Source organism: Candidatus Villigracilis sp. (genome assembly GCF_057083605.1).
The window spans coordinates 1-26,153 of sequence record NZ_JBXMTI010000109.1; the positions used below are offsets into that span (position 1 = coordinate 1).

Here is a 26,153-nt window from a genome sequence, read left to right on the forward strand (position 1 = left end):
AGGCGCGAAGGTGCAGGTGATGGGCAGTGGACGCGTCTCGGTCGTCACGGGCGTGGGCACGCAGGGACAGGGTCATTACACGAGTTACGCGCAGATCGTCGCGGAGCAACTTGGTGTGAGCGTGGATAAGATCGACGTCGTCACGGGCGACACCGACCAGTTCTATTGGGGTGCGGGGACGTTCGCCAGTCGCGGCGCGGTCGTTGCGGGCAATGCTATCAACGAGGCTGCAAAAGTGGTGCGTCAGAAAATTCTCAAACATGCTGCCGAATTCTTCGAAGCCGCCGAAGAAGACCTGGAACTTGTGGATGGTCAGGTGCAGGTGAGAGGGGTACCTCAAAAGTCCATTTCGCTGGGTGAGCTGGCGGGCAAGGCCAACCCGCTGCGCGGCGCCGTCAAGCCTGGCACCGAGCCCGGGTTGGAGGCGACCAACTATTTCGGTCCAGAAAGAGGCGCCACGGCAAGTGGCATCCACGCCATGATCGTGGAAGTCGATCCCGAGACGCTGCAAATCCACATCCAAAAATATTTAGTGGTGCACGATTGTGGCAAGGTCATCAATCCGCTGATCCTCGATGGGCAGATCCATGGCGGCGTGGCGCAGGGCATTGGCAATGCGTTTTACGAGCGGCTCGCCTACGACGAAAACGGGCAACTGCTCAACGGCACGTTCATGGATTATCACCTGCCCACGAGCCTGGATGTGCCGCGCATCGAAACGGGACATGGCGTAACGCTTTCGCCGCTCAACCCGATGGGCGTGAAGGGCGCGGGCGAAGCGGGCGCGATCCCTGTCGGTCCGTTGTTTGCGCAGGCATTGGAAGATGCGTTGCATGATGTGGATTTTGAGATTTTGGAAATTCCCCTGAATTCGAATCGGTTGTGGGAATTGGTGAGTGGTAAATAGTTATTGGATGAAGTGCCCCGCTTCTTTCTCCGCCGATGGTTGATTCTAACCATCGGCTTTTTCTTTCGCCTCAGCCTATGTGTTGAAAATTGATGCTATACTACTTCCAACTTAAGTTGAACTTCTGATTGCCTCATATACAACATAAATAATGGATAGCAACAATTATGACTGTCTCATTAAGTGATGTCGCCGCAGTTCTAACAGCGATGGTAGCAGTTGCTGGATTTGTACTCTCAGTTTATAACTTTTATGTTAACCGTAGGGATAAAACCCCTAGGTTGGTCGCCAAAATATCCAATGGCGGTTTAAATTATGGTTCAGAACTGAGTGAACTAATGCTATTTCTTGAAATTGCAAATCCTGGCGAAAAAGCAGTCAAAATTATTGCAACCGAAATCAAATGGAAGAAACGCAAATTGGTTTTTATTAATGGCATAGATGGATCGGTAAAAATTCCTTTTGAATTACAACCTGGTGATAATGCAATGTTTTGGACACCAATGAGGGAAGTAAAGTTGTTATTGAAAGAACAAGGTTGTACAGGCAGAGAATCTGTGAAAGCTTGCTTCAGAACGGCTGTCGGTAACGAATTTGTTAGTAAATCATTCCCAATCAGTTTGGGGACATAGTCAAATTCTATTGAGATGACAAAAGTAGTAAAAGATAGTTGTAGGTGAAAGATGACAAAATTCTCGTTTGTAGATATTTCACAAAGAAGATATACCCGCGATAAAGAGCCAAATGAGTGCCCGATTTGTCATTTTGCTATTCAACCAGAAGAATTCCACTGGGCATTAACAACTGTTGACGGAAGACATAGCTTTGGACTAGAAATTCTATACCAATGCCCTCGTCGAGAATGTCAGCATTTATTTATTGCTCGTTATTTGCGTTCCGATGATGATTTGCCAAACACAAGTCTCCCTGGAATTAGTCCTGGCTTACGACAATTTGAATTAAAAGAGTTAGTTCCTAGAACTCCACAAGCACAACATATTCCACAAGAGATAAGCGCATTATCGCCCTTGTTTCCAGAAATTTATGCTCAGTCTATGGCAGCAGAAAACTATGCGCTCGCACAAATTGCTGGTGGTGGCTATCGAAAAGCACTAGAGTTTCTTATTAAAGATTATTGCATTTCCAGAAACCAGAACCAAATGGATGAAATAAAATCTTCTCCTCTTGCGAGTTGCATAAACAGATATATCGATAGCCCGCAAGTTAAATTGTGCGCAGAGCGAGCAGCATGGTTAGGAAATGATGAAATTCATTATGTTAGGAAATGGACTGACAAAGATATTTCGAATCTCAAAGAACTAATCATTCTCGCCATGAATTGGATCCATAGTGAAATTCTTACTCAAAATTATGCTGATGGTATGCCAAGAGGTGGCAGTTGAGTAAAGCTTACGATACATAATCCTCCTCACAGGCACTGGCTGCAAAACAGGCAAAACTTGTCAAGGCGCTCTTTGAGTGTATGCCAGCATTTCCCCTATCCCACGCTTGCATCATAAGAGACCTCACCACTTCGACACGCCCTATCGGGCAGTCAGTGCGGCGCCCGATTGTGACGATTGATCGGCGTGTCCGTTTCACCAATCAATCCCCCAATCCTCCAATTCTCAGCATCCCAATCTCTAGTCTCCAGTCACCTACCCTACCGCCACCACCACAGCCCCCTTTTTCTGCCCGCTGTCTACATATCTATGTGCCTCGGCGATCTGTTCCAGCGGATAGCGTCGATCAATGACTGGTTTTATCTTCCCTGCCTCGATCAGCTCTTTGAGTGCAAGCAGATTTTTGGCGCTATAACCAGCCGTCCAAGTGAGTACTTTCTTGTTGCTACTCCTCAAAGCCCATCCCATCCAAATCCTATTGAAAAGCCCAGGGTTGGCATTCAGATAGATTCCATTTTCGTTAAGCGATCTTAAACTACCTGCAAACGGACTCTTGTCGAATGTATCCATGATGACATCGTATTTCTTGCCATTTTTGGTGAAGTCTTCCCGGGTGTAATCAATGACGTGATCCGCGCCAATTGAGCGCAGCATTTCCAGCTTTGACGTATGGTCCACACCGGTTACTTCTGCTCCGTACAGTTTGGCTAATTGTACTGAATACGTGCCGATACTCCCGCCTGCGCCAACGATCAAAACTTTTTGTCCTGGTTGGATATTTACTCTTCCAAGGGAATGCAGGGCTTCGAGTCCGCCAAACGAAACAGCAGCAGCCTCCTCATAGGTCAGATTGAGCGGCTTTTTTCCCATCACGCCAGCCAGGCCTGAAGGTTTTTCAGCCAGGCACATATACTCGGCATAGGTTCCCATGGCAAGACCGGTATATCCATAAACCTGGTCACCTGGCTTATAGAGAGTTACATCTCTGCCAACCGACTCAATCTCTCCGGCAAACTCCGTTCCAAGTATTGTGATTCTAGTTGGTTTTATGAAACCTATATACAGCCGAAGGGGAATCGCAAACAAGAGAGGCAGTTTGAGCCTTCGCAGCTCGGTGTCTGGTGTCGATGCGGTCACCGCATGTATTCTTATCAGCACTTCATTGTCTTTGGGAGTAGGTTTTGGCATCTCTCGCAACTGAAGGCCGTCTGGTGACCCATATTTTGTCCATATGATTGCTTTCATGATCGCATATCCTGATTTGGTTTTGTTATTCGCTTTACGCAAAACAAATGTCTTGCGCGCAATATCCTTCGACTTCGTTCCTCGACTTGCTCTTGTCACTCCGCTCAGGACGAAGTTCGCACAGTGATGACGACTTTTCCTTTGGCGTGTCCTTCTCCAAGATAGCGGAGTGCTTCAGCGGTTTCAGTTAACGGGTAACGTTTGTCGATAATAAGTTTGACTTTGCCAGATTCGATCAGCTCGGTAATATAAACCAAATCCTTTGACTCTGTCTGAACCATCAGAAGCTTAATATTCCTACTTGTGATTCGCCTAATCAATGATCCTAAAAGTAAACTCTGGAGCATCGTAGCTGCAGAGCCTCCAGCCATGAAATAATTTCCATTTGGCTTTAGCGCCCGCTTATAGGCGAATACCGAACGATAAGCGATAAGGTCAAGGATCAGATCATACTGCTGTCCGTTTTTGGTGAAATCTTCTTTGGTGTAATCAATGACGTGGTCTGCGCCAAGCGAACGCATAAAGTCCAGTTTCTCTGTATTATCCACACCGGTTACTTCAGCCCCGGCCAATTTGGCAATTTGAATTGCAAATGCACCTGTCCCGCCTCCCGCGCCGTTGATCAAAACTTTTTGCCCTGGTTGTACCTGTCCTTTATCGCGAATCCCTTGTAGTGCAATAAATGCGGCTTGCGGAATGGCTGCGGCCTCCTCGAATGTCATAGCGGCAGGTTTCAGCGCCAGTGCCTTTTCAGACTTACAGGCATACTCTGCGAAGCCGCCTCCATAATTCATCATGAGCCCAAATACATCATCTCCAGGCTTGAACTGTTTAACATCTTTGCCAACCGCTTCAACTATCCCCGCGATGTCAGATCCCAGTATCCCGTATCTGGGTTTGAGCAGCCCTCCGAATCGGGCATACAACGGTTTCCCTATCAGTCCCTCCCAGTCAGATCTATTTACGGATGCCGCATGAACCTTTATTAGCAGCTGATTGTCCCTGGGAGTCGGCTTTTGGACCTCTTCGAGTCCAAGAACATCAGGAGAACCGTATTCGTGATGAACAATTGCTTTCATGCGTTTCCTCGAGGGTTACTTCGTTCACTTTGATATTGGCACGAGCGCGTTGACAGCCTCTGCATAGTCCCAGCCATCAATGGATGGAGGAGTCACGCTGAGACCAGTGAGCATACTCTTGATCTGCTCGCGGTGTTCGGTTGCGTGATTGATGATCTGAACCATGATGACCCATGGCTCAACATAGTACCCGTCCCTTGTTTGGATACGAGTCGCGGGGAGCCTATTCTCATCTCTGGCGAGTTCCAACAACCTTTCTCCACTATCTATCAAGGACTCTTCTAATTCGGCAAACTGCACTGTGACGCGGTCTTGTCTCTCTTCCAGCGGCAACGTCAGGAGTCGCAAGTAACCATATTGTGCCGAGACGAGATGCGACAGGGTGCTGCGAATACTCCCCTCCGTGGCCGAACGGGGCTCGGCGTCGAGTTGCTCGTCATTCAGGGTTGAGCAAACCTCCATAATCTTTTGGTTCGCCCAGTTATTGTGCTCAAATAATTTCACAAGAATATTCTCGGCCATCGACAGACTCCTACCTGATACAGATTAATAAAGCTTTCGTCAATTAGTATAACTATGATTTACATAGAAGTATATGCTCTTAATCTGATTTTTTCACCCTGCAAAGTAAACCAAATATATACCATTCAGAATTAAAGTTGGCATGTTATAGCTGATTTTCTCTCCCGCCCGATGAGTCGCATCTTTCTTCTTGGCTTGCTTTCAATTTAGTTGGAGTGGTTGCTCTGACGAGAGCAACCACTCCAGTAATCAGTGACACGACCTGCTATCACATTGGAGTCACCAATTGAAAGATATTACCGTCAGGATCGGCCAGCGTTGCAATCCACCCTCCGCCCATTTCATAGGGCTCTCTGATGACCGTGCCGCCGAGGGCTTTGATGCGCTCAAACTCCTCCTTGACCTGCGAGGTTTCAAAATTGAGCATCACACGCCCGGGGTCTTTCGCCTTGCCTCCCATTTCAGAATGCTCCAACACCGATATATATGAAGTCCCCGCCTGCCATCCCCAAAAACCATTTTCCTTATCAACCATCTCTGCTGGCTTTCCCAGGACCTTTTCATAAAAAGCAGCCAACACAAGAGGTTGTTTCGTTCCGATCATGATCGAATTTAGATTTAACATTTGAGCATATCCTTTCTACTGATAAATATTTGGGAAGAGGTAAAGCTTGGCTCATTGTAGAACATTTATTCTGTTTTGACAAGATTAAGAAAAAGCAATTTCTTTATAATCGATTATATTCAGACTCATGATTCTCATCACAGGCGCTGGCGGAAAAACAGGCAGGGCACTAGTCAACGTACTCTCGAAAGTCGAGAGCGTTTGCGCATTCGTTCATCGCGAGGATCATGTTTCGGTTCTAAAGTCTTTGGGCGCGGAGAAAGTCATTGTCGGCGACATGCACAACGACTCCGTCATTCGCTCTGCTATGCAAGGCGCGCGGAGTGTTTATCACATTTGCCCAAATATGAGCCCTGATGAAGTGGCAATTGGCAAATTGGTAGTTGAGGAAGCACGAAAAGCTGGGGTTGAGCATTTTGTCTATCATTCGGTTCTACATCCGCAAACGGAGAAGATGAATCATCACTGGCAAAAGATGCGCGTCGAAGAAATGATCTTCGAGTCAGGGTTGCCCTTTACCATCCTGCAACCCACGCCATATATGCAAAATTTGCTGGCGGGCTGGAAGAATATTATTGAAGATGGAGTCTTGCGCGTTCCATATTCTGTGGACTCCAAATTCAGCTTCGTTGACCTTGAAGACGTTGCCGAAGTTGCAAAGATCGTGATGACCGAATCAAATCATGTCAATGCAATCTATGAGCTCGCTGGCACATTGTTGATGTCACATGTTCAGGTTGCAGAAATTTTTAGCCGCGTTTTGAATAGAGACGTGCGGGCTGAAAGAGAAGAGATTGGGGACTGGAGATTGCATGCAAAAGGAATAAGTGAGTATGCGGTTGAGAATTTAGTAAGGATGTTTGAGTATTATGATCAGTGGGGATTGGCTGGAAATCCCAATGTATTGAGATGGCTTTTGAAAAGAGAACCGACTTCGATGGAAACATTCATTGATAGAATTGTGAACGAGCGCGATGCAACCCATTAACGCCCTTTCCCTTTCTCCCGATGTAAACCGCTGGCTGGCGAATTCGCATCACCCGCGCATTTTGCACTTCTTTGACCATGCCTGCAACTTGATCAACGAACGCAGGGAAGTTTTATCCATCGTCACTCCGCAAATCGGAAACGGGCCGTTCAACCTTGTGATATCCAGCAGACTTCAGAAGTCTTTTGAAAGACTCCCTGAATTAAGCGCGTCACAGCAGGCTTCCGAAGTCTCTTTCAGCCATCTTAGCCTCCAATCTCCAATCTCCAGTTATCCCACTCAACTTACTCTGGGAAACATAACCATCCACATAGCCAGCGCAAAACTCTGGTCCCCACGCCCCGATTGGAAATCGTTACATGCAAAGAGAGATGATATTCTCGCTCAACTCACCAAATTACCAATTACCAATTACCAAATTCGTGGTTTCGATACACTCATCGAAGAGCACTCGGAGCTACTCAACCACCAACATGTACCACTTACGACTTACCAATCTCCAATTCCCCAATTTTCCAATACTCTACTCTCAGCCATCACAACCCAAGATATCCAATCCGCCCAATACTCGGCCCGCAAACTAGCAGGACTAGGTGTTGGCCTCACCCCCGCAGGCGATGACTTTATCCTCGGCGCGGTTCTGGCAGCGTGGATCATTCATCCACCAAGCATTGCAGGAAAACTTGCCGATGGGATAACAAATATCGCCGCGCCATTGACCACATCACTTTCGGCAGCGTGGTTAAAATCCGCAGGGAAAGGGGAAGCGGGGATTCTGTGGCATAATTTTTTAAAAACACTGGTTTTCGCAAGTCGGACTGACAACTCGACCTACACTATAGTTGTTCAAGAAGCAATGGATAAAATCCTTGCAGTAGGCGAGACTTCTGGAGCGGATGCACTGGCTGGGTTTATCGGTGTATTTATGAGTTGGATGCAACTTAAGGAAAAGGAGTTAACGGTACATGAAAATTCATCTGGTTGATGGCACGTACGAACTATTCCGACACCACTTCGGTGCGCCTCCGAAGCAGGCTCCCAACGGACAGGAAGTTGGCGCTACGCTTGGGCTTTTGCGAAGTCTCTTAATGCTGTTAACAAGCCCAGACGTAACGCACGTTGGGGTCGCATTCGATCACGTCATCGAGTCTTTTCGCAATGATCTTTATGGGGGATACAAAACAGGTGAAGGCGTTGACCCGAATCTCCTTGCGCAATTTCCATTGGCTGAGGAGGCCGTTTCTGCACTTGGAGTCGTTGTTTGGCCGATGGTAAAGTTCGAAGCCGACGATGCCTTGGCAACTGCCACGACACGATTCAAAAAGAATAAAAGCGTGGATCAAATCCTCATCTGTTCACCTGATAAGGATTTGGCACAATTGGTATCTGGCAAGCAGATCGTCTGTTGGGATCGCCGCCGCGAAACCATCATCGACGAGAAAGGTGTGATTGAGAAGTTCGGCGTAAAACCAGAATCCATTCCAGATTATCTTGCGCTCGTCGGCGATTCTGCGGATGGATACCCGGGTATTCAAGGCTGGGGAGCAAAGTCCACCGCCACGGTACTTGCGAAATTTAAACACATCGAGTCAATTCCTAAAGACCCAAAAAAATTAGGCTTGGGTTTGGGGCGCGCCACAACACTTGTTGATAATCTTCAGCAAAACTATAAGGATGCCTTGTTATTCCGAGAATTATCCACGCTTCGGGATGATGTCCCGCTCAAGGAAAAACTGAGCGACCTAAAATGGCTGGGCGCTTATCCACGATTGAAAAAGATCTGCGGCGAGCTGGGTGATGAACGAATCCCAGAGCGGATTCCCCGCTGGCGCTAGCTCTCCATCCAAAACAAATCAATATGCATATCCCAAATAACCCTATGTCTTTCCTAAACACTTTTGTAGAGAACGTTCGCAAGTATCCCGATAAAACCGCGCTTGAATTTATCGAACCGCCAATCCAGCGCGTCACATATGCTGAACTGGATGAGTTAGTCCAGCGCACGGCAGGCTATCTTCAAGGCCTGGGGTTGCAGCCCGGTGACCGTGTGGCACTGCAACTTTCCAAATGCCTAGAGTTCATCCTTCTACATTTGGCAACTGTGAAGTTAGGCGCCATCACCCTGCCGCCCAATCTGGCGTATCCACCTGATGAACTGAAATATTTTCTCGAAGACTCTGGTGCAAAATTATTCTTCGCACTTGAGTCGTCCAGGGAAAAAATCCAATCTATTCTTCCCAATCTGCCAGATTTACAGGAATGTATTTTTCTCAACCCATCCGAACCCGATCAATTTCAACTGCTAATTAAAAATTACTATGCACATGATGGTTTCGATACGTCCATCGAAGAGCACTCGGGACTACTCAACCACCAACATTTACCAATCTCCAATTCTCCAATCTCTTCGTCCTCCACCGCCGTCATCATCTACACCAGCGGCACAACGGGACGCCCCAAGGGCGCGGAGATCACACATGGAAATCTCAAATCAAATCTTGATGCGCTTCACATCGCCTGGGGCTGGCAACCCGAAGATATCCTCCTGCATGTATTGCCCATCTTTCATGTACACGGATTGTTTGTCGCTTTGCATGGCGCGTTGAACGCTGGCGCAACCACTTTGTTAATGCGTGAATTCGATGCGCGCAAGACTCTGCAAACTCTTGTTGATCGTCGCTGTACCGTCTTCATGGCTGTGCCCACAATTCATAATCGCTTGCTTGATGTGCCCGACGCGAAAAACTTCGATCTCTCTCATCTTCGCCTCATCACCTCTGGCTCAGACCGACTGCCCGACGAAGTCTTCACGGGCTTTAAGCAAACCTTTGGTCACACCCTGCTCGAACGCTATGGCATGACCGAAACGGGCATGAACTGTTCCAATCCCTTGCATGGCGAGCGGCGCATTGGGTCGGTGGGGCTTCCCCTGCCCGGCGTGGAAGTGCGCGTGATGTCGGAAGCAGAACAGATTCTTCCAGATGGAGAAATAGGAGAATTGGAGATTCGTGGGCCGAATATCTTCAAAGGATATTGGCGACAGCCAGACAAAACATCCGCTTCTTTCACCGCCGACGGTTGGTTCCGCACTGGCGATTTGGGCTACCGCCAGGCAGATGGTTACATTACCTTATGCGGCCGCTCCAAGGATTTGATCATCAGCGGCGGGTTGAACATCTATCCCCCCGAAGTTGAACGTGTGCTGGTTGAACATCCTGCCGTCAGTGCCTGCGCAGTGATTGGCTGCCTTGACAAAGAGTGGGGCGAAAAAGTCACAGCGGTGGTGGTGCTCAATCGCGGCGAATCGGTTTCGGGCGCGGACCTGATCGCTTTTTGTCGCGAACGCCTTGCACCGTATAAATCGCCCAAGTCCATCGTCTTCAGAGATGACCTGCCGCGCAATGCAATGGGCAAAGTCCAAAAAGCCGAGTTGCGGAAAGAAGTTTGCCAGGGTAATTCATGACACGATAAGAAATCGATCAAACTGCATTTGTTATATAATGCCCACGGTCATAAATTGAGCTTTCCCACTTTTGAAAAAGCTCAATTTATGACCGCGCTGGGTATAATAAAAAATAATCAATCGTACTACACCTTTGAGGTCTTAATTATGAATCATGGTCTTGGACGCAGGGATTTCCTAAAACTGGCGGGGTTGATCCCATTGGGGTTTATTGCTTCGCCACTCGTAAAAAAGTTTGGGGCCGCTCAATTATTGCAAGGCGAACAAAAAAATGTACTTGTAATTCTATTTGATTCTTTCTCCGCCTCCGACATTTCCATGTATGGCTATGGGCGGGCGACCACACCAAACCTGGATAAACTAGCCAGGCGGGCGACTGTATATTACAACCATTTCGCCGGGGGTAATTACACAACGCCTGGCACAGCATCCCTGCTTACAATGGCGCACCCCTGGTCGCATCGCGCATTTCGGTTCGGGGCGAAAGTGCAGGATTCCTACGCAGGCAAAAGCATCTTCCATGCCTTCGATGACTATCACCGTATGGGATACACCCATAACCCTCTTGCGAATATATTATTATTGCAATTCCAAAAGGATATGGATGAATATGTCCCAATGGAAAAACTTTTCATCAGCGATGAAGGTCTGATCCGCGAGTTGTTTTCAAAAGATGAAGATATTGCCACAGTAGCCTGGTCAAGAGAAATAAAGAGCAATGAATTCGGATATTCATACTCGTTATTTTTGTCGCATTTATACGAAAAATACCAGGAAAGCAAAATTGCGAGCTATAAAGATCTTTACCCCAATGGCCTGCCAAACACCAGTGGCGGCAACTATTATGCGCTTGAAGAAGGAATAGACTGGCTTAGAGACCAGGTCACGGAACTTCCGCAGCCATTTTTTGCTTATGTGCACTACCATCCACCTCATTTCCCATACAAGCCGCGCATTGAATTCAACAATATTTTTATTAACGATTCCTTTAAGCCTTTGGATAAACCTCAGGACAGTTTCTTCAGCGAAGGGAATGCATTTGAAACCCTCGCAAACGCCAGATCGTATTATGACGAATTCATCCTCAACGTAGATAGCGAATTTGGGCGACTGTTCGATACCCTTGAATCTACGGGCATGCTTGAGAACACCTGGGTGGTTCTCACATCCGATCATGGAGAAATGCAGGAGCGCGGCATTTCGGGTCATGTAACGCCCACGCTTTACCAGCCCATCGTTCGTGTGCCATTGATGATCTTTGAGCCAGGTCAGCAAACTGGCAGGGAAATTCACACCCCAACCAGCGCGGTCGATTTGATGACAACCCTTCTGCATGTAACGGGGCACAATATTCCCGAATGGTCAGAGGGAACCATATTGCCGCCATATGCACCGCAAATTCTTCAAAAAGAAAATGAAGTATATACAGTTCAGGCCAGGCGGAACAACCCCGAACTGCCATTAACTCAGGCAACGATCATGCAAGTGATGGGGAAGTACAAATTAATTTATTATATGGGCTACGAACAACTTGGCAGCCTCGGTGAACACTACCAGCTTTTTGATATCGAATCTGACCCCGAAGAACTCAATGACATATCAATGACTAAAAAAGATACAACAACCGAATTGCTGAATAGGTTAAAGTCGAAATTGAAGAAAGTTAATGAACCGTTTTCAGGCTGATTGAAATTCAATCGGCCTTCACCAATGATTGCAGGATTTGCAACTTGGCTATCCATATCGCTTCCCATCCGCTTCATTCTCAGCCGATGACTGATTCCGTGCTAGTGATTTAGACCACACTGAGGCTAACGGCTACTAAAATTCAATAAGAGATGGCTATGAAATCCTATCGTAAAGAACTTTGGTTTAATATCCCTGCGCGCCGTGGCTTTGTGAACATCACCCCGCAGGTCGAGGAATGTCTGCGTGAAAGCGGAATCCGCGAAGGACTCCTTCTTGTAAATTCGATGCATATTACTTCTTCTGTATTCATCAATGACGATGAGTCGGGTTTGCATCATGACTATGAAAAATGGCTGGAGAAACTTGCTCCTCATGAGCCCGTCAATCAATATCGTCACAATGACACAGGCGAAGATAATGCGGACGCGCACATGAAACGCCAGGTCATGGGGCGCGAAGTGATGGTGGCAATCACAAACGGAGAACTGGATTTTGGCACATGGGAACAAATATTTTATGGTGAGTTCGATGGCAGGCGTAAAAAGCGTGTATTGGTAAAGATTATTGGTGAATAAAAAGAAAAGAGGTGCACTATGCGTTTACAAGGCAAAAAAATTGCGATACTGGTTGCTGAAGGTGTTGAAGATTATGAGTACTTTGTCCCCATGATGCGCTTGCAGGAGGAAGGTGCAGAGGTGCTCACTGCCGCGCTTGATTTGAAACCTATAAAGGGAAAAAACGGTTTAGTGATCACTCCCGATACATTGATCGAGTCACTCCAAGCGGATGAACTTTTTGCGCTCGTGATCCCCGGCGGCTGGGCCCCGGACAAATTACGCAGGTATGATGCTGTGAAAAGTATTGTCAAGAAAATGGATGATGCCGAAAAAGTCGTTGGCATTATTTGTCACGGCGGCTCTACTGCCATCTCCGCTGGTATTATCAAGAAAGGCCAGCGCGTTACGGGGTCAACGGGTATCAAGGATGATCTCGTCAACGTGGGCGGGGTCTGGGTGGATGAGCCAGCCTTTCGCGAGCGCAACCAGGTTTGGGGACGGGTCGTGGCGGATATCCCCGATTTCAATCGTGAGTTGGTGAAGGCTTTAGTCGAAGGCTTGTCCTCCCGAAGGAACATCGGGACGATGTGAGTTTATCGAAGGGATAAAGGTTTCTGCTTCATCGTTTTTGGGATTGGAACATCCAACAAATTGAGGATTGTGGGTGCGATCTGCAACTGTGAGATGTTCTCACCCGTATCGCCTCTTCCGCCGCCGTTGGGCTGAATCACAAAAAATGGCACGGTCCTTTGCTCGGGCGTTGTTCCGCCATGCGCCCCATCCTTGTTGATTCCATGGTCACCAGTGACAAAGATTGTATAGCCGCGCTCCTTCCATTCGACGATGAGCGGCGCGAGCCCAACATCCTGATGAATGGCATGATTGCGATATTGACTCGAATCTGATCCATAGGTTTCACCGTGGTAATCCATGCCCATTGGATGAAGTAAAAGATAATCGGGAGAATATCTACGCACGAGCATAGCAGCGCTCATGAATAACTCGAGATCAGGGTATTCATCCTGAGTATAAAATCGCCCATGTTGAATGGTGAGGTTTTCGTTATCCACTTCTTTATCTTCGATGCGATCATATGGAGCGTGGTTATATAACTCAGAGACCCAGTAATACGCTGCCGCCGCAGTGACCTTCCCTGCGGTCTTCACCGCCTGAAAAATATTTGGCTTTGTAGAAAGCCTGACAATGGAATTCGCAACAATGCCATGCTCGTTGGATGGCAGGCCTGTATGAACTGATTCGTACATAGGGCGAGACATGCTCGGCAATTCACCAACAATTTTATACAGGCTGGCAAGTTTGTATTCCACAAGGTGACCGAGAAAGCCCATGTTTTCTTTGGCAACGTCGTAGCGTAACGCGTCGGAGAGAATAAGAATCATTTTGTTCATGGTAATTAACCTAAAGACCTGACCCCTAAATTTTTTTCAAAATTTAGGGGTCAGGTCTGCTTAAGGAATTATTGACTAATCGCTCAACACCAGCACTGCTTCACGCGAGCATGTAACTTGATCCTTGTCGCCGATACTCGGCAGGTCAAGGAAGGGGTTGTTGAAAGTGTCCACGTAAAATTTTGTATCGCCGATCATCACCTGAATGCGGACAATGGAACCGAGGAAGGTAATGTTCTCAATCTTACAATCCACTATATTGGCTTTCTTCTCCTGAGAAACAAAGTTGAAGCGTTCAGGGCGAATGGCAACGCGGACTTTATCTCCCTTTTTATTTTTTTTCAGATCTGTTGCTGTCTCAAACTGTACCCCATCCACGGCTATCAATCCTCTGGCAGGGTCAACAACTTCACCATTGGCTGTATTCAATGTCCCGACGAAATTGGCAACAAATACAGTTGTGGGGAAATTGTAGATCTCAAATGGAGTACCGACCTGGTCCATCTCACCCTCACGCATGACGACAATTCGATCTGAAAGCGATAAAGCTTCCTCTTGATCGTGTGTGACATAAATGGCGGTAATGCCGAGTTTTTGTTGAATACTGCGAATCTCTGCACGCAGTGATATGCGAATTTTCGCATCAAGTGCGGAGAGAGGCTCATCGAGAAGCAAAACTTCGGGTCGAATGGCCAGTGCCCGGGCAAGAGCGACGCGCTGCATCTGTCCGCCAGAAAGCTGATATGGGAAACTATCCGCTTTCTTTTCCAGGTTTATGATCGAGAGCATTTCAGCGACACGTTCTTTGATGTCAGATTCTTTTTCCTTACGAACGCGCAAACCAAAACCGATATTCTGCGCGACGGTCATGTTCGGGAAAAGAGCATAAGATTGAAAGACCATGCCCACATTGCGCTGACTCGGAGCTTTGTTTGTGATATCCGCACCTTCAAGGGTGATCTTGCCAGTAGTTGGAATTTCAAAGCCCGCGATCATGCGCAAGGTCGTTGTCTTGCCGCAGCCTGAAGGTCCAAGAAAAGAAACAAATTCACCTTTTTTGACATCGAGGTTGAAATCATTAACTGCAGTGAAATCGCCAAAATGTTTTGAAATGTTCGTTAACGCCAAGTGTGTCATATCAATTCTCCATCAAAGATTTAATGCGCCCCTGCAGCCTGACCCTGCCCGCCTGTAAACAGTTGAATGAGCCCCATGACAACCCATGTCATTAGAAAACTTGCAAATGAAAGAGCGGCAGGTTCATACGCACGGTGCTGACCAAGCAGGAAAAGGTAAGGACCAAAAGCAGGCACACCAAGAAAGGAAGCAAGCGTGACCTCACCCACCACAATGGCAAAAGTAAGAAGCGCACCGCTCAATAATGCGGCGCGGATATTGGGCAAAATCACTCGCGTAATAATGATGAACCAGCTTGCCCCAAGGCTTTGCGCAGCTTCGGTCAGAGTCCGTATATCCACAGTACGCATACCCGTATCCACGGAGCGATACATATAGGGCAGCCCTAAAACTACATAACCTGCAACGATCAATATATCAGTGCCCAACTCGAATGTTGTTAGCGGCTGCAATAATGTTGTATCTGTGAATGGGATATTGACCGGGGAACTATAGATGCGGATCAAACCAAACACAAGAATGATCGCAGGGACAACGAAAGGCAAAAGCGTGATGAACTCAACAATGCGGCGCGCTTCAGGCAGGCGGAGACGAATCCAATATGCGGTAGGCACGATCAAGATGATACTCACAATGATGGTCATCAATGCAAGCACATTTGAATATAGGAATGTCTCAAGAAATTCGGGGTCTTCTAGCGCGCGGACATAAGCTTTGAATCCAATTACATCACGCTCCATGCCAAGCGAGAACTCAAGTGTTGCATACAACGGCAAAACGAAATACAACGCGCCTAATATGAACCAGAACCAACTCCAAAACGGAATTCGGCGGATTCGAGCAAGCATGTTCATTTCAACCACCTTTCGGTCTTACGCTGAAGCCAAGAATATCCCACCAATGAGACCGCCATAATAACCACCATCCCCATCGCCATTGCGTAACCAAGCCCGGGGTTGTGAAGAACATCGCCTCGTATTTGCGCCCCGATCTGGATAGTGATGATACCCAGCCTGCCGCCCGTAAGTGCATAAGCTGTGGCATATGCACCGAAGGCGTTACCAAACAACAGGATCATCGAACCGAGGATCGATGGAAGCAAAACAGGGAATGCAATCCGCAGCCAATATTGGGTGGTACTTGCGCCAAGGTTTTCGGCAGCTTCGCGCCATTCACGCTTCAGACCATCCAGAGCGGGGGCCATGATCAACACCATGAGTGGGAATTGGAAATACATATATGTGAGGCTTAATCCCCAAAAGCTATACAAGTCAAAATCTGTTTGTTTATATAAGTTGATCCCAAATAGGTTTTCAATGAGCGCGGTTACAAATCCTGTGCGCCCAAGTGTGGCAATAAAAGCAAATGCAAGCGGAACACCGGCAAAATTTGAAGCCACGCCTGAAAATGTAATCAACACAGAACGGAGAGGTTTTGGCAATCCCCCTACCGTTACAGAATAAGCAAGTAAAAAACCAAAAATGCCTCCACCCAGAGCGGTAACCGCGCTAACACGAATACTGAGCCAGTAGGCATCAAGAATGGATTTTTCCTGGAACAATTGAATGATATTTGCGAATGTAAATTGTCCATCGTTGTTGGTGAAGCTTCCAAGGAAAAGGCGCAGGGAAGGTAGAACAAGAAAAAGAATTGCAAACAGGAAGAATGGCAAAACGCCAATCCATTTTTTCCAATCAGAGGCAGGGAGTGAAACTTTTGGGTTAAGAGCAGTTTGAGCCATAATTTAATTACCTCAACTTACAGGGGACTGCAAAATTTGCTAAAACAAAACCTTGATCTTTGCCCATCTTTTCGTATCTGTAGTTTCGGAATTGATGCAACCGGCAGCTTCTCTTGCTGTGGCGAGACCCTGCCATATGGCAGGGTCTCGCATTATTACACCAAAATATATTTGTTACGGAGCGGCTTGAACGTCTGCGCCGACGACCGAGTCCCAATTCTCAGTGATGAGCACTTTTGCTGCATCGAGTTGGGCAAGGGTGGGGAATACTGCGCCAGAAACATCGGGCAATTTGGCCAGTAATTCATCAGGAATCACACCACGTGCGCGCAGGTCAGCTTCGCGGATCGGATGGCAATATCCTTCCATCCAAAGCAACTGGCCTTCATCTGAGTACAGGAATTCCATCCACAACTTGGCATTCTCAGGGTGAGGTGCGTAAGCGCTAATGGCCTGAACGTACACACCAGCAAAGCGACCAGTGGCAGGGATCACAACCTCAGCGGTGGGATTTCCTTCAAAGGAGTCGACTGCGGCAAGGGCGTTGTAGTCCCAGGTGATGCGGACAGCCGTCTCGCCGGTAGCGACCAAACCGTTATTCGCAATCAACGGGACGAGGTTGCCTGCTGCGTTCAAATCAGCAAAGAAATCGAGGCCGGGTTGGGCATCGTCAAGAGAGCCGCCATTAGCAAGGGTTGCGGCAAACACAGATTGAATCGCCTGGTTGGAGGTGCGAGGATCGCCGGAGAGCGCAACCTGACCGTTGTACTTCGGGTCGAGCAAGTCAGCCCAGTCTTGAGGAACATCAGGTTGAACATCGGTGTTCACCAGGAAGGACAACACACCGTAGTAATCGCCATACCAGTAGCCATCGGGATCTTTGGCATCGTCAGGAATGGTATCCCAGGTGGAGACTTTATAGGGCTGGATCAGTCCTTCGGCCTTGGAAGATTCACCGAATGAGAAACCCACGTCAATCACATCGGGGGCCTGCGGGCCTTTGTTATCCTTATTGGCTTTAATAGCCTCGATCTCATCGCCTGAACCAGCGTCAGGATTCAATTCGTTGACCGTGATATTAGGATACTTGGCTTTGAAGGCTTCAATCACCTCACCGTAATTGCACCAGTCGGGTGGGAGGGCGATAACATTTAGCGCGTCTTCAGATTTCGGAGCGCCACCGCCACATGCTGACAACACGGTTGCCGCAATCACGAACAGGGCGAGCAATTGATAAGCAAGTTTTTTTGTGCGCATTCTCTCTATCTCCTATATGATTATTGATTGATTGGACGAATAGAACACTTTCCATGATTCTCTTCCGGGCGCCTCCAATCTGTTAACAAAGTGTTAACATTTTAACATTATCAATATTCAAAGTCAAACAACCCTTTGAACATATTGATCACAATAAGATACTGCGCTTACGACCTTCCCATCACATTCGCGATAAACCAGTAAATTGCTGCTGAAATCAACCCACTGACCGGGATGGTGATCACCCAGGCAATGAGAATATCGTTGACGACACTCCAACGCACTTTGCCCAAGCGTTCAGAAGCACCCACACCCACGATGGCAGAGCTTACAACCTGTGTGGTGCTAACTGGCGCACCGCCAAGAGAAGCCGCAAGAATCACAAAAGCGGAGGTCATCTGTGTGGCAAAACTATGTACCGGGCGGATTTTATAGAACTTGCCGCCCAAAGTGCGGATCAACCTCCAGCCACCCAGAGCAGTTCCGAGCGCCATGGTCGAGGCGCTTACAGCAATCACCCAAAATGGGACGATAAATTCGCTCAACACTCCACCGATCAATAAACTAAGCGTAATGATGCCCATCGTCTTTTGCGCATCATTCGTCCCGTGGCTGAAAGCCAATCCAACAGCGGTAAAAAATTGCGCGCGCTTGAAAAATTCATTGATGTTCGGCGAAGCATGGCGTGCAAGGAAATAGATCAGCCGTATTACCAAGTAACCAACCAAGAAGCCTGCCAATGGTGACAAAAACAAACCAGCCAGCACCTTGTAAATTGCATCGAGGTTGATCACGTCAATGCCCGCAGTAAATGCAACCACACCGATCAAACCGCCGATCAATGCATGAGATGAACTGCTGGGTATTCCCAGATACCATGTGATCAGATTCCAAATGATGGCTGCCAATAAGCAGGCAACAAGTGCATCGAGGGACAGCAAATGCGAATCAACAATATCGCCGCCGACTGTTTTTGCCACAGTCACCCCAAACAGAAAGGGCCCCAGGAATTCCGCAACGGCAGTCACACCCAGAGCAGTGGTTGGATGGAACGCCCGCGAAGAGATCATGGTTGCCACAATGTTGCTTGAGTCGCGCATTCCATTGATAAACTCGAAAACCACCGCCAGAATAATAACAAGGATCAATTCAGAAGACATTAACGCCCTGTTAAGTTTTCTTTACAACAACATCTGCGATAATATTCGCGGCTTCATCACCACGGTCGGCAGCGTTGGAAAGATGGCGATACACTTCGCGCAGCTTCAGCATTTCAACTACATGATGCAAATCTTCAGGGCCGCTGAAAAGATCTGCAATCGCTTCACGATAAACAGCTTCGACGCGATTTTCCAATGCCTTCGCGCGCTGGGCATGATCTATGGCAACTTTTGGATGTTTCGGCAAACGTTGAACAGCATGCCAAATTTCATAAGCAGCATCCTTCAATAAAGAGGCAATTCTCAACATATAGGGTGTGGAACCTACTTTGAGAATTACCATTTCGATCACTGTACTGTCTGCATAGTCCATAACATCATCAATCGAACGGGAAAGGGAAAAAATATCCTCGCGATCAAAGGGCGTGACAAAAGTGCGATTCAACTCATCGATCAGGATGCGGCGTACTTCATCCGCTTCCTTTTCTTTAATGGACAGTTGTTCAGCAATATCTGCATCGCCTGTTTCCAAGTATTTTACGAGCAGTCGTAACCCATCATAAGTGATGGATGCCTGCTCTTCGATCAATTTGTGAAAAACATCTTCACGACGTCTAAACAATTTAAACATGCAATCTCCAAAAAAATATTAGGTATTGCGAGAAGGGTGTTCATCCCGACGAAGTAATCATTCTTACAATAGGAGATTGCTTCGTCACGAAGAACAAGATCGTTCCTCGCAATGACATATTAGTTACTCAATTGGCTCCAACATGCCCGTCACCATACCTGGAAACGCAGCGCGAAGCTTCTCATCCAATTCAGGTGTTATCAAGGGCGTGGTATTGCTCGACATAATTTCTTTAACGCGTTTCATTGCGCGCGTTTGAATATCGGTGGAGCCTTTCTTTACCCAGGCTGTACGCGCATCCCGATCTGCCAGCTTGGTCATCACAGCCTCGGTCTTCATTCGGCTGATGGTGTGTTTTGCGACAATATACGAGCCACCGGGGCCGATCTCTTTTATTAAGTTGATGGCCAGATCCTCATCGCTAAATGATATTCCACGTTTAACGCGCTTCATCATCTGGGCAACTTCATCATCAATCACCGCTTTTGCAAAGTCAAAGGTTGTCAACGCATCTATCAAACCGCCAATATTGAACATATCCATTCCACTGACCACACCGCCCATCGCAGACATGCCCGTTTCATACCCTGCCTGCGCATCGTTCACTTTGGAATTGGTCAGGCCAATATAACCGCCGCAGGGCACATCATAAAAACGAGCCATCTGTGCAAACGCCATGTGCAGCATACCACATTCAATTGCCCCGGAAGTATATGCACCTGTCCGCATATCGGCCACAGTAGCAAGAGTGGCATAGATCGTGGGTGTGCCTTCCTTCACCATTTGCATCAAAGTTGCCGTTGCAAGAAATTCCGCATTGCCCTGCGCCAGTGTGCCCGCCATGGACATGGGCGAAGTGAGTCCTGCATTTGGCACAATGGTCGGGTAAACCGGCAGACCCTCACTGGCAAAATAAATAACATTTTCTGCTGAAAGTTTATCCATGGACAGCGGCGACACAGTAGGACAATAATGATGCGTTAGGAATGGATGTTCCTTGTATGCTTCCTCACCACCTGCAACGATATAGGCCATTTGCATCATGGCGAGTGTATCTTTGTGATCTGTAGTGGTAACACGGATCGGTTTGAGACAATACTTGAGCGCAGGATACAACCTTGAGATTGTGAATTGATCCGCGGGTGCATCTTCCGCCAAAGTGGAAATGGAGAACATGTCATAACCCGGCAATTCATTGATGAGATGCGCAATCTGAGCGATATCACGGGACTCAGCGCGTCTTTCCTTGCCGGTAGCTGGGTCAATGATATTTGGAGCGGAGCTCGCCGTTACAATGACCGGGCTATCCTGCGGAATCGTTTTATCAAATTTGGGGTCGCGCGCATGAAAGGTAAATGTCGATGGGTACACCTTGCGGTATTTTTCAACCACCGCGCGAGGAAATTTAACCCGCTCACCATCCACAGAACAACCATGTTTTTCAAAAATATCACGCGCGGGTTCATAGCGGACCTTCAAACCGACATCTTCAAGGATTTCAAGCGCGGCATCGTGGACTCGTTGCACCTGCTCTTGTGTAAGAAGTTCTGCATACGTCATGGGTTCACATCCTTATTGTTAAATTATTCAACCAGCGATCTCTTGATCTTCTTGCGCTCTATTTTTTTCTTCGGTATATATTTTTCAGCCAGTTTGCGCCCCTGCTTTACAAGAATATTATCAACCAATGGACCTTTCTGCGGCAATCGCAAAAATCTTTTGATGGTATGGAACCGATCACCACGATAGACCATGCGATCAACGCGCAATTTTGCTGCAAGCGCCTTGATCTCCTGCACCGGGAACATTTGCAAACCCGAATGTGTGACTTTTAATGAGGCTGCCGCAATTGCAAAACGGACGGTGTCTTCGAGGTTGAATCCATTCAAATAGCCGTAAATAAAACCAGAAGAAAACGTTGCTCCTGCACCAGAGCCATCCACTGCTTTGATCTTGGGCGCATGAACACGCACGGCTACATTATCGTTCACAACCATGCATCCCTGGCTCGCCATGGTGATAATGGCGGTCTTAATCCCAGAGTTTAACAATTTACGCGCCACACCGAGCATGGCTTGTTTTTTTCCGATCTGGGCGGCATCCGTCACTGCCTGACAAACTGTTACCAAACCGGAATATTTCTTGAGCAATTCAGGATGTTTGTGCCCATGCTCAAAATTCAGAAAGACGGGTACTTTATGACGAAGTGCTTCTTCCATAGCACGGACAATATGGTCGCCATCGTACCAATCCACATACAACAATTTTGATTTCTTGATCAGCGAAAGATCTGCCGTATCGAGTGTGCTCAAAATTTCCGCCGACCTCTGCCAGAAATAAGTGCGCGCACCTTTTTTATCAGAGATATTCACTTCAAGCGGTGTTTTATATTTCTTGGTAAAACGCACCTTGCCTTGCACACCCAAGTCTTTTAGAGTGCTCGCAACGTGATGGCCGAGCAGGTCATCGCCTACGGCGGTACCGATCATGGCAGTAGGCACATTCCATTGGCGGAGGTTACAGGCAATGATGGCCGCGTCGTCATATACATATTCACTGACTTGATGCACGATTGCACCAGTATTGTGTTTTGGAAGTCTATCCAGCGCCATGATGTAGACGGGCGTCAACATGCCGAAGCCTACATAAGCTGGATAGGTTGATTTTTTTTGAGTCATAACAAATTAAACACAAAGGACACGAAGTACACAAAGATAAGACCTTTTTGCGCTTCGCACTTCCTTCGTGCCCTTTGTGCCCTTCGTGTTTAAAGGATTAAGCACGCGCCCTCTCGCCTTTTGGGTCGAATAACACAGGGGCGGTCACTTCCGCTTCGCGCCGACCCTCTATCAGGTCAATGGTGAAGCGATTGCCTTGCTTCGCCAATTCAGTTGGCAGATAGGCATACAGAATATTCTTCTTCAATGTAAAACCATATCCGCCACTACGGACGCGGGTTAGCACCTTGCCTTCGTGATAGACCGCTTCGCCGCCGTAGATTTGAGTGAAGTCATCACCATCAGACAATACGAGTGTACACAGTTTTCGTTTTACACCTTCCGCCTTTTGTTTGATCAATGCTTCACGTCCAATAAAATCACCTTTATCAAGATGCACGCAGAAACCAAGGCCAGCTTCGTAGGGAGTTTCAGAAGGTGTGATATCTGCTGTGAAATAACGGTATCCCTTTTCAAGGCGAAGTGAATCCAAAACTTTGTAACCGCCAAGCTCAAGGCCAAACTCTTTGCCAGCTTCGATCAGCATATCCCAAACCATCGTGGCGCGCTCGTTGGGGATATAAAGTTCCCAGCCAAGTTCGCCCGCGTAACTAACACGTTGAGCATACACCTTCGCGCCGTTGATATTGATCGGCTTCGTTTGTAAATATGGATGAGCCGTATTGGATATATCATTCTTTGTGATTTTTTCCAGCACCACGCGAGACTTCGGCCCCCATAAAGCGAGGCAAGCAAAGTCTCGTGTAATGTCACGAATGGATACTTCACCATCTTTTTCATCCACGTGCATTTGGATGCGCGCAAAATCATTGGCAATAAAACCTGAACCTGTAATCACCCAGAAATGATCTTCACCCAAACGAGTGACCGTTAAATCCGATTCAATTCTGCCGCGTGTGTTCAAAAATTGTGTATAGATCGCATTTCCAACGGGTTTATTAATATCGCTATCCGTCAGGCGTTGCAACAAAGGCAATGCCCCTTTGCCTTTGACCTCGATCTTTCCAAATGAAGTTAGGTCATACAAAGTAACGCGCTCACGAGTGGCGGTGTGTTCCTGCTGCATCCGCTCGAAGAATGGCGGTTTTGCCCAGCCCCACTGGCGTTGGTCCTCGCCCATGCGGCGCGATGCTTTGCCAGGGTCAAAATAGTTGACGCGTTCCCAGCCAAACTTCTCACCGAAGACCGCGCCATTTTCCAATAAACGATAATGAAGCGGACTTACGCGATGGGGCCGCGCCCTTTCATGTTCATCATGCGGGAAGCGCAGGCGATAATAATATTTCACGCTCTCGCATGTTCGTTCCGCCGCATAATTGAAGTCGGAATAATAATTTCCAAAACGAGTTGCGCGATAGCCGTACACATCCATCGGCGCTTCACCTTCGATAATCCACTCTGCCAATAATTTCCCCATGCCGCCCGCGCCGCCGTATCCATTCAATGATATGCCCGCCATCATCCAAAGTCCGCGGACGCCGGCCATGGGTCCAAGCAAGGGTTGGCAATCAGGCGTGTATGCACCGGGATGGCGTACCAAAGTAATAATGCCTGCCTGATCCAAAAATGGCAAGCGACGGATCGCACCCTCAAGCAGCATTTCAAATTGATCAAAGTCGCCGGGGAAACTCTTGCTTCCGTGCTCCCAGGGCGCGCCATCAATCCAACGCGGTAACGGGTTTGGCTCATAACCACCGATCACCAGGCCGCCCTGTTCCTGCCGCATATAAACGAGATTATCGGGGTCACGCAAACATGGAGTATCCGCAGAAAACTCATGCCCCGGCACAGCCCGCAATGCAATATGCTGATGATCGACTGGAGTGGTTGGGATGTGCAAGCCTGCCATCGCAGCGATACGAGGCGCCCACATCCCGGCAGCATTGATAATGATCTCGCATCTGATCTCGCCTTTATCTGTCTCAACCGCCTGAACCTCTCCCTTAGCCGACAGTTTGATTCCCGTCACCCGCGTGTTGGTGTAGACTTCCACACCCAACTCCTTCGCAAACTTCACCATCGAAGTTGTCGTTGTGTACGGGTCAAGCTGCCCGTCACGCGGGAGATAAATTCCGCCGTACAGATCCTTATCTGAAATCTGCGGCATGACCTTCAAGGCTTCGTCGGGAGAGATGACCTCCACCTCAAGCCCCAACGCCTTGGCACGACTCACGCTTCTTTCCAACTCTTTGAGTTGCTCCTTGCTCGAGGCAACTCTCAAACTCCCAACATGGTCAAACAAACCAAGCTCAGAATACAACTCAATGCTATACATGCGGAACTTGAGCATGGCCTGCGAGGTGGCGAACTGAGTCACAAGCCCCGCCGCGTGGGATGACTCTCCGCTTGCAATCTCACCTTTTTCCAGAATCACAACATCCTTGCGCCCATACTTCGCAAGATGATATGCAATTTGCGCACCATAAATCCCACCGCCAATTACAACGATCTCAGCTTGATCCTTCATTCAATTCACCTGTTTTATATTGAAGTGTATCCGGGTGGTCGAGTAGTTTCGAGCCGCCATGCGGCGAGAAACGTATCGAGACCACCCATTTCATCCAAAATTTCCATCAACTGGTGGTCTCGATATGCCCCGCGAAAACCATGCGGTGCTACTCGACCACCGAAGTTTACTGTGCCACTGCCTTCAACCATCCCTCAAACTCTTTCGAGTCCATCTTCTCTACTGCCCTGCCCCAGCGCTCTTCGGCCCAGCCCCAAAAGTCAAAGTCAATGGTGGAGATATCCGCCTGAATAGCGGCCCACAATCCCCAACCTACATCAGACATGATCATATTTAGCTTCATACGCGCGATCATGGCTGGAGTCGCTTCGCCGAAATAGGCTGCACAGACTTCCGAGATTTGAGAATTTGAGAATTGCATTTCCTGGCAGGTATTTCCAAGTTCAAAGGTCGGGTCGTTGTTTCCGCTGTATTCATAATCGATCAACCATAATTGCTCGCCATCATCGATATAATTTTCGGCTAATAAGTCATTATTGCATGGAACTGTCGCCAATGGATTTACGTTCATCGCTTCTTCGATCTGTGCCACAGTGGACATTCTATCCAGATAACCATCAGGGGTGCGGATATCACGTTCTTTGCAAAGGCGGAGATAATACTCCGTGAGGCGGAACATGTTGAAGTCCGAATAGAAGCGCGGACCTTCGTTCAGTTTTTTAATTGCCTGCGCCATGCGAGTCGGCATGCCTGCTTCGTTCAGAGAATCCTTCGACATGGTTTTGCCATGCAGGAATTCAATCACCATGACATTATATTCGGGCAGGTAATGCAAAATCTTAGGAGCCACACCAGCCTGCGATGCGGCCTTGGTGTTGTGATATTCGTTATTTCGATCAATAGCAAGGAGTTCCGTGCTTTCACCCGGCACGCGGACAAAGTGCGGAACGCCATCCACTTCCACCTTGAAGTTGGTGTTGGTCAAACCACCTGAAAGCGGCTGAATGGAAATATTCTTGCCTTTCCAATCCTCGATTTTTGCAACCACTTCTTCGATCACCGACATTAATTCTCCTAATAAGATCGTAGGGACACAGCAGTCAATTCATAATTGCGACGATAGGATATTTCGCTG

General features: G+C 47.8%; 25 protein-coding genes. 10 read left to right on the forward strand and 15 right to left on the reverse strand.

Translation table 11 applies throughout. The features are described from left to right. The 3 genes from AC14M5_RS15535 to AC14M5_RS15545 form a co-directional block, all read left to right on the forward strand. The coding region (locus tag AC14M5_RS15535; RefSeq protein ID WP_484030599.1) for a xanthine dehydrogenase family protein molybdopterin-binding subunit at positions 1–907 on the forward strand (907 nt) is incomplete at its 5' end. Positions 908–1,074: 167 nt separating this feature from the next. Further along, complete coding sequence (locus tag AC14M5_RS15540) at positions 1,075–1,539, forward strand: hypothetical protein (RefSeq protein ID WP_484030600.1); 465 nt, start codon at positions 1,075–1,077, stop codon at positions 1,537–1,539. Between the two features lie 51 nt (positions 1,540–1,590). Then, the gene (locus AC14M5_RS15545; protein ID WP_484030601.1) at positions 1,591–2,310 is read left to right on the forward strand and encodes a hypothetical protein; all 720 of its coding nucleotides are present in this window, start codon (positions 1,591–1,593) and stop codon (positions 2,308–2,310) included. Between the two features lie 255 nt (positions 2,311–2,565). Here the strand turns inward: AC14M5_RS15545 and AC14M5_RS15550 are convergent, their stop codons facing one another. The 4 genes from AC14M5_RS15550 to AC14M5_RS15565 all read right to left on the reverse strand — a co-directional run bounded on the left by AC14M5_RS15550 (position 2,566) and on the right by AC14M5_RS15565 (position 5,781). After that, entirely contained in the window at positions 2,566–3,555 is a 990-nt protein-coding gene (locus tag AC14M5_RS15550) for an NAD(P)-dependent alcohol dehydrogenase (protein WP_484030602.1), read from the reverse strand. Between the two features lie 104 nt (positions 3,556–3,659). Then, a complete protein-coding gene (locus AC14M5_RS15555) occupies positions 3,660–4,634 on the reverse strand; it encodes an NAD(P)-dependent alcohol dehydrogenase (RefSeq protein ID WP_484030603.1) in 975 nt (324 codons plus the stop codon). A 24-nt stretch (positions 4,635–4,658) separates the two neighbouring features. Beyond that, on the reverse strand, positions 4,659–5,156 hold the full coding sequence (locus tag AC14M5_RS15560; RefSeq protein WP_484030604.1) for a DinB family protein: 498 nt from the start codon (positions 5,154–5,156) through the stop codon (positions 4,659–4,661). Between the two features lie 268 nt (positions 5,157–5,424). Further along, complete coding sequence (locus AC14M5_RS15565) at positions 5,425–5,781, reverse strand: VOC family protein (RefSeq protein ID WP_484030605.1); 357 nt, start codon at positions 5,779–5,781, stop codon at positions 5,425–5,427. 127 nt (positions 5,782–5,908) lie between these two features. On the opposite strand from AC14M5_RS15565, the gene AC14M5_RS15570 reads away from it, so the two are divergent. The 7 genes from AC14M5_RS15570 to AC14M5_RS15600 all read left to right on the forward strand — a co-directional run bounded on the left by AC14M5_RS15570 (position 5,909) and on the right by AC14M5_RS15600 (position 13,069). After that, positions 5,909–6,769 carry an SDR family oxidoreductase gene (locus AC14M5_RS15570; protein ID WP_484030606.1) on the forward strand — a complete coding sequence of 287 codons (861 nt, stop codon included), beginning with the start codon at positions 5,909–5,911 and terminating at the stop codon, positions 6,767–6,769. Next, complete coding sequence (locus tag AC14M5_RS15575) at positions 6,756–7,754, forward strand: oxamate carbamoyltransferase subunit AllH family protein (RefSeq protein WP_484030607.1); 999 nt, start codon at positions 6,756–6,758, stop codon at positions 7,752–7,754. Before AC14M5_RS15570 ends, AC14M5_RS15575 begins: the two co-directional genes overlap by 14 nt. Next, on the forward strand, positions 7,735–8,604 hold the full coding sequence (locus AC14M5_RS15580) for a 5'-3' exonuclease (protein WP_484030608.1): 870 nt from the start codon (positions 7,735–7,737) through the stop codon (positions 8,602–8,604). Before AC14M5_RS15575 ends, AC14M5_RS15580 begins: the two co-directional genes overlap by 20 nt. A 44-nt stretch (positions 8,605–8,648) precedes the next feature. Beyond that, the gene (locus AC14M5_RS15585) at positions 8,649–10,232 is read left to right on the forward strand and encodes a class I adenylate-forming enzyme family protein (RefSeq protein WP_484030609.1); all 1,584 of its coding nucleotides are present in this window, start codon (positions 8,649–8,651) and stop codon (positions 10,230–10,232) included. Between the two features lie 147 nt (positions 10,233–10,379). Further along, positions 10,380–11,918: a sulfatase family protein gene (locus AC14M5_RS15590; RefSeq protein ID WP_484030610.1), complete on the forward strand. Its 1,539-nt coding sequence runs from the start codon at positions 10,380–10,382 to the stop codon at positions 11,916–11,918. Positions 11,919–12,076: 158 nt separating this feature from the next. Next, positions 12,077–12,496 carry a secondary thiamine-phosphate synthase enzyme YjbQ gene (locus tag AC14M5_RS15595; protein WP_484030611.1) on the forward strand — a complete coding sequence of 140 codons (420 nt, stop codon included), beginning with the start codon at positions 12,077–12,079 and terminating at the stop codon, positions 12,494–12,496. An 18-nt stretch (positions 12,497–12,514) separates the two neighbouring features. Next, a complete protein-coding gene (locus AC14M5_RS15600; protein WP_484030612.1) occupies positions 12,515–13,069 on the forward strand; it encodes a type 1 glutamine amidotransferase domain-containing protein in 555 nt (184 codons plus the stop codon). 2 nt (positions 13,070–13,071) lie between these two features. Here AC14M5_RS15600 and AC14M5_RS15605 read toward each other — a convergent pair whose 3' ends face one another. From AC14M5_RS15605 to AC14M5_RS15655, 11 genes are all read right to left on the reverse strand, one after another. Next, entirely contained in the window at positions 13,072–13,887 is an 816-nt protein-coding gene (locus AC14M5_RS15605) for an alkaline phosphatase family protein (RefSeq protein WP_484030613.1), read from the reverse strand. 75 nt (positions 13,888–13,962) lie between these two features. Beyond that, positions 13,963–15,024 carry an ABC transporter ATP-binding protein gene (locus tag AC14M5_RS15610; RefSeq protein ID WP_484030614.1) on the reverse strand — a complete coding sequence of 354 codons (1,062 nt, stop codon included), beginning with the start codon at positions 15,022–15,024 and terminating at the stop codon, positions 13,963–13,965. 20 nt (positions 15,025–15,044) lie between these two features. Beyond that, complete coding sequence (locus tag AC14M5_RS15615; RefSeq protein WP_484030615.1) at positions 15,045–15,878, reverse strand: ABC transporter permease; 834 nt, start codon at positions 15,876–15,878, stop codon at positions 15,045–15,047. Further along, the gene (locus AC14M5_RS15620) at positions 15,875–16,765 is read right to left on the reverse strand and encodes an ABC transporter permease (protein ID WP_484030616.1); all 891 of its coding nucleotides are present in this window, start codon (positions 16,763–16,765) and stop codon (positions 15,875–15,877) included. The genes AC14M5_RS15615 and AC14M5_RS15620 overlap by 4 nt, the downstream gene beginning before the upstream one ends. 174 nt (positions 16,766–16,939) lie before the next feature. Continuing rightward, a complete protein-coding gene (locus tag AC14M5_RS15625) occupies positions 16,940–18,022 on the reverse strand; it encodes an ABC transporter substrate-binding protein (RefSeq protein WP_484030617.1) in 1,083 nt (360 codons plus the stop codon). A gap of 167 nt (positions 18,023–18,189) precedes the next feature. Next, positions 18,190–19,182, reverse strand: a complete 993-nt coding sequence (locus AC14M5_RS15630) for an anion permease (RefSeq protein WP_484030618.1) — start codon at positions 19,180–19,182, stop codon at positions 18,190–18,192. Positions 19,183–19,192: 10 nt separating this feature from the next. After that, entirely contained in the window at positions 19,193–19,813 is a 621-nt protein-coding gene (locus AC14M5_RS15635; RefSeq protein ID WP_484030619.1) for a DUF47 domain-containing protein, read from the reverse strand. Between the two features lie 123 nt (positions 19,814–19,936). Continuing rightward, on the reverse strand, positions 19,937–21,373 hold the full coding sequence (locus AC14M5_RS15640) for a trimethylamine methyltransferase family protein (protein ID WP_484030620.1): 1,437 nt from the start codon (positions 21,371–21,373) through the stop codon (positions 19,937–19,939). 23 nt (positions 21,374–21,396) lie between these two features. Next, on the reverse strand, positions 21,397–22,491 hold the full coding sequence (locus AC14M5_RS15645) for a carbohydrate kinase family protein (protein ID WP_484030621.1): 1,095 nt from the start codon (positions 22,489–22,491) through the stop codon (positions 21,397–21,399). Between the two features lie 97 nt (positions 22,492–22,588). Further along, the gene (locus AC14M5_RS15650) at positions 22,589–25,018 is read right to left on the reverse strand and encodes an FAD-dependent oxidoreductase (RefSeq protein ID WP_484030622.1); all 2,430 of its coding nucleotides are present in this window, start codon (positions 25,016–25,018) and stop codon (positions 22,589–22,591) included. A gap of 166 nt (positions 25,019–25,184) precedes the next feature. Continuing rightward, the gene (locus AC14M5_RS15655; protein WP_484030623.1) at positions 25,185–26,084 is read right to left on the reverse strand and encodes a phosphotransferase; all 900 of its coding nucleotides are present in this window, start codon (positions 26,082–26,084) and stop codon (positions 25,185–25,187) included. Positions 26,085–26,153: the final 69 nt, after the last annotated feature.

Bases quoted from the DNA above. Each gene is read 5' to 3' on its own strand.
- AC14M5_RS15545 (WP_484030601.1), top strand. From the start codon at position 1,591: ATGACAAAATTCTCGTTTGTAGATATTTCACAAAGAAGATATACCCGC.
- AC14M5_RS15550 (WP_484030602.1), bottom strand. From the start codon at position 3,555: ATGAAAGCAATCATATGGACAAAATATGGGTCACCAGACGGCCTTCAG.
- AC14M5_RS15540 (WP_484030600.1), top strand. From the start codon at position 1,075: ATGACTGTCTCATTAAGTGATGTCGCCGCAGTTCTAACAGCGATGGTA.
- AC14M5_RS15615 (WP_484030615.1), bottom strand. From the start codon at position 15,878: ATGAACATGCTTGCTCGAATCCGCCGAATTCCGTTTTGGAGTTGGTTC.
- AC14M5_RS15605 (WP_484030613.1), bottom strand. From the start codon at position 13,887: ATGAACAAAATGATTCTTATTCTCTCCGACGCGTTACGCTACGACGTT.
- AC14M5_RS15560 (WP_484030604.1), bottom strand. From the start codon at position 5,156: ATGGCCGAGAATATTCTTGTGAAATTATTTGAGCACAATAACTGGGCG.
- AC14M5_RS15595 (WP_484030611.1), top strand. From the start codon at position 12,077: ATGAAATCCTATCGTAAAGAACTTTGGTTTAATATCCCTGCGCGCCGT.
- AC14M5_RS15555 (WP_484030603.1), bottom strand. From the start codon at position 4,634: ATGAAAGCAATTGTTCATCACGAATACGGTTCTCCTGATGTTCTTGGA.
- AC14M5_RS15565 (WP_484030605.1), bottom strand. From the start codon at position 5,781: ATGTTAAATCTAAATTCGATCATGATCGGAACGAAACAACCTCTTGTG.
- AC14M5_RS15625 (WP_484030617.1), bottom strand. From the start codon at position 18,022: ATGCGCACAAAAAAACTTGCTTATCAATTGCTCGCCCTGTTCGTGATT.
- AC14M5_RS15610 (WP_484030614.1), bottom strand. From the start codon at position 15,024: ATGACACACTTGGCGTTAACGAACATTTCAAAACATTTTGGCGATTTC.
- AC14M5_RS15650 (WP_484030622.1), bottom strand. From the start codon at position 25,018: ATGAAGGATCAAGCTGAGATCGTTGTAATTGGCGGTGGGATTTATGGT.
- AC14M5_RS15585 (WP_484030609.1), top strand. From the start codon at position 8,649: ATGTCTTTCCTAAACACTTTTGTAGAGAACGTTCGCAAGTATCCCGAT.
- AC14M5_RS15570 (WP_484030606.1), top strand. From the start codon at position 5,909: ATGATTCTCATCACAGGCGCTGGCGGAAAAACAGGCAGGGCACTAGTC.
- AC14M5_RS15635 (WP_484030619.1), bottom strand. From the start codon at position 19,813: ATGTTTAAATTGTTTAGACGTCGTGAAGATGTTTTTCACAAATTGATC.
- AC14M5_RS15620 (WP_484030616.1), bottom strand. From the start codon at position 16,765: ATGGCTCAAACTGCTCTTAACCCAAAAGTTTCACTCCCTGCCTCTGAT.
- AC14M5_RS15640 (WP_484030620.1), bottom strand. From the start codon at position 21,373: ATGACGTATGCAGAACTTCTTACACAAGAGCAGGTGCAACGAGTCCAC.
- AC14M5_RS15655 (WP_484030623.1), bottom strand. From the start codon at position 26,084: ATGTCGGTGATCGAAGAAGTGGTTGCAAAAATCGAGGATTGGAAAGGC.
- AC14M5_RS15600 (WP_484030612.1), top strand. From the start codon at position 12,515: ATGCGTTTACAAGGCAAAAAAATTGCGATACTGGTTGCTGAAGGTGTT.
- AC14M5_RS15575 (WP_484030607.1), top strand. From the start codon at position 6,756: ATGCAACCCATTAACGCCCTTTCCCTTTCTCCCGATGTAAACCGCTGG.
- AC14M5_RS15590 (WP_484030610.1), top strand. From the start codon at position 10,380: ATGAATCATGGTCTTGGACGCAGGGATTTCCTAAAACTGGCGGGGTTG.
- AC14M5_RS15645 (WP_484030621.1), bottom strand. From the start codon at position 22,491: ATGACTCAAAAAAAATCAACCTATCCAGCTTATGTAGGCTTCGGCATG.
- AC14M5_RS15630 (WP_484030618.1), bottom strand. From the start codon at position 19,182: ATGTCTTCTGAATTGATCCTTGTTATTATTCTGGCGGTGGTTTTCGAG.
- AC14M5_RS15580 (WP_484030608.1), top strand. From the start codon at position 7,735: ATGAAAATTCATCTGGTTGATGGCACGTACGAACTATTCCGACACCAC.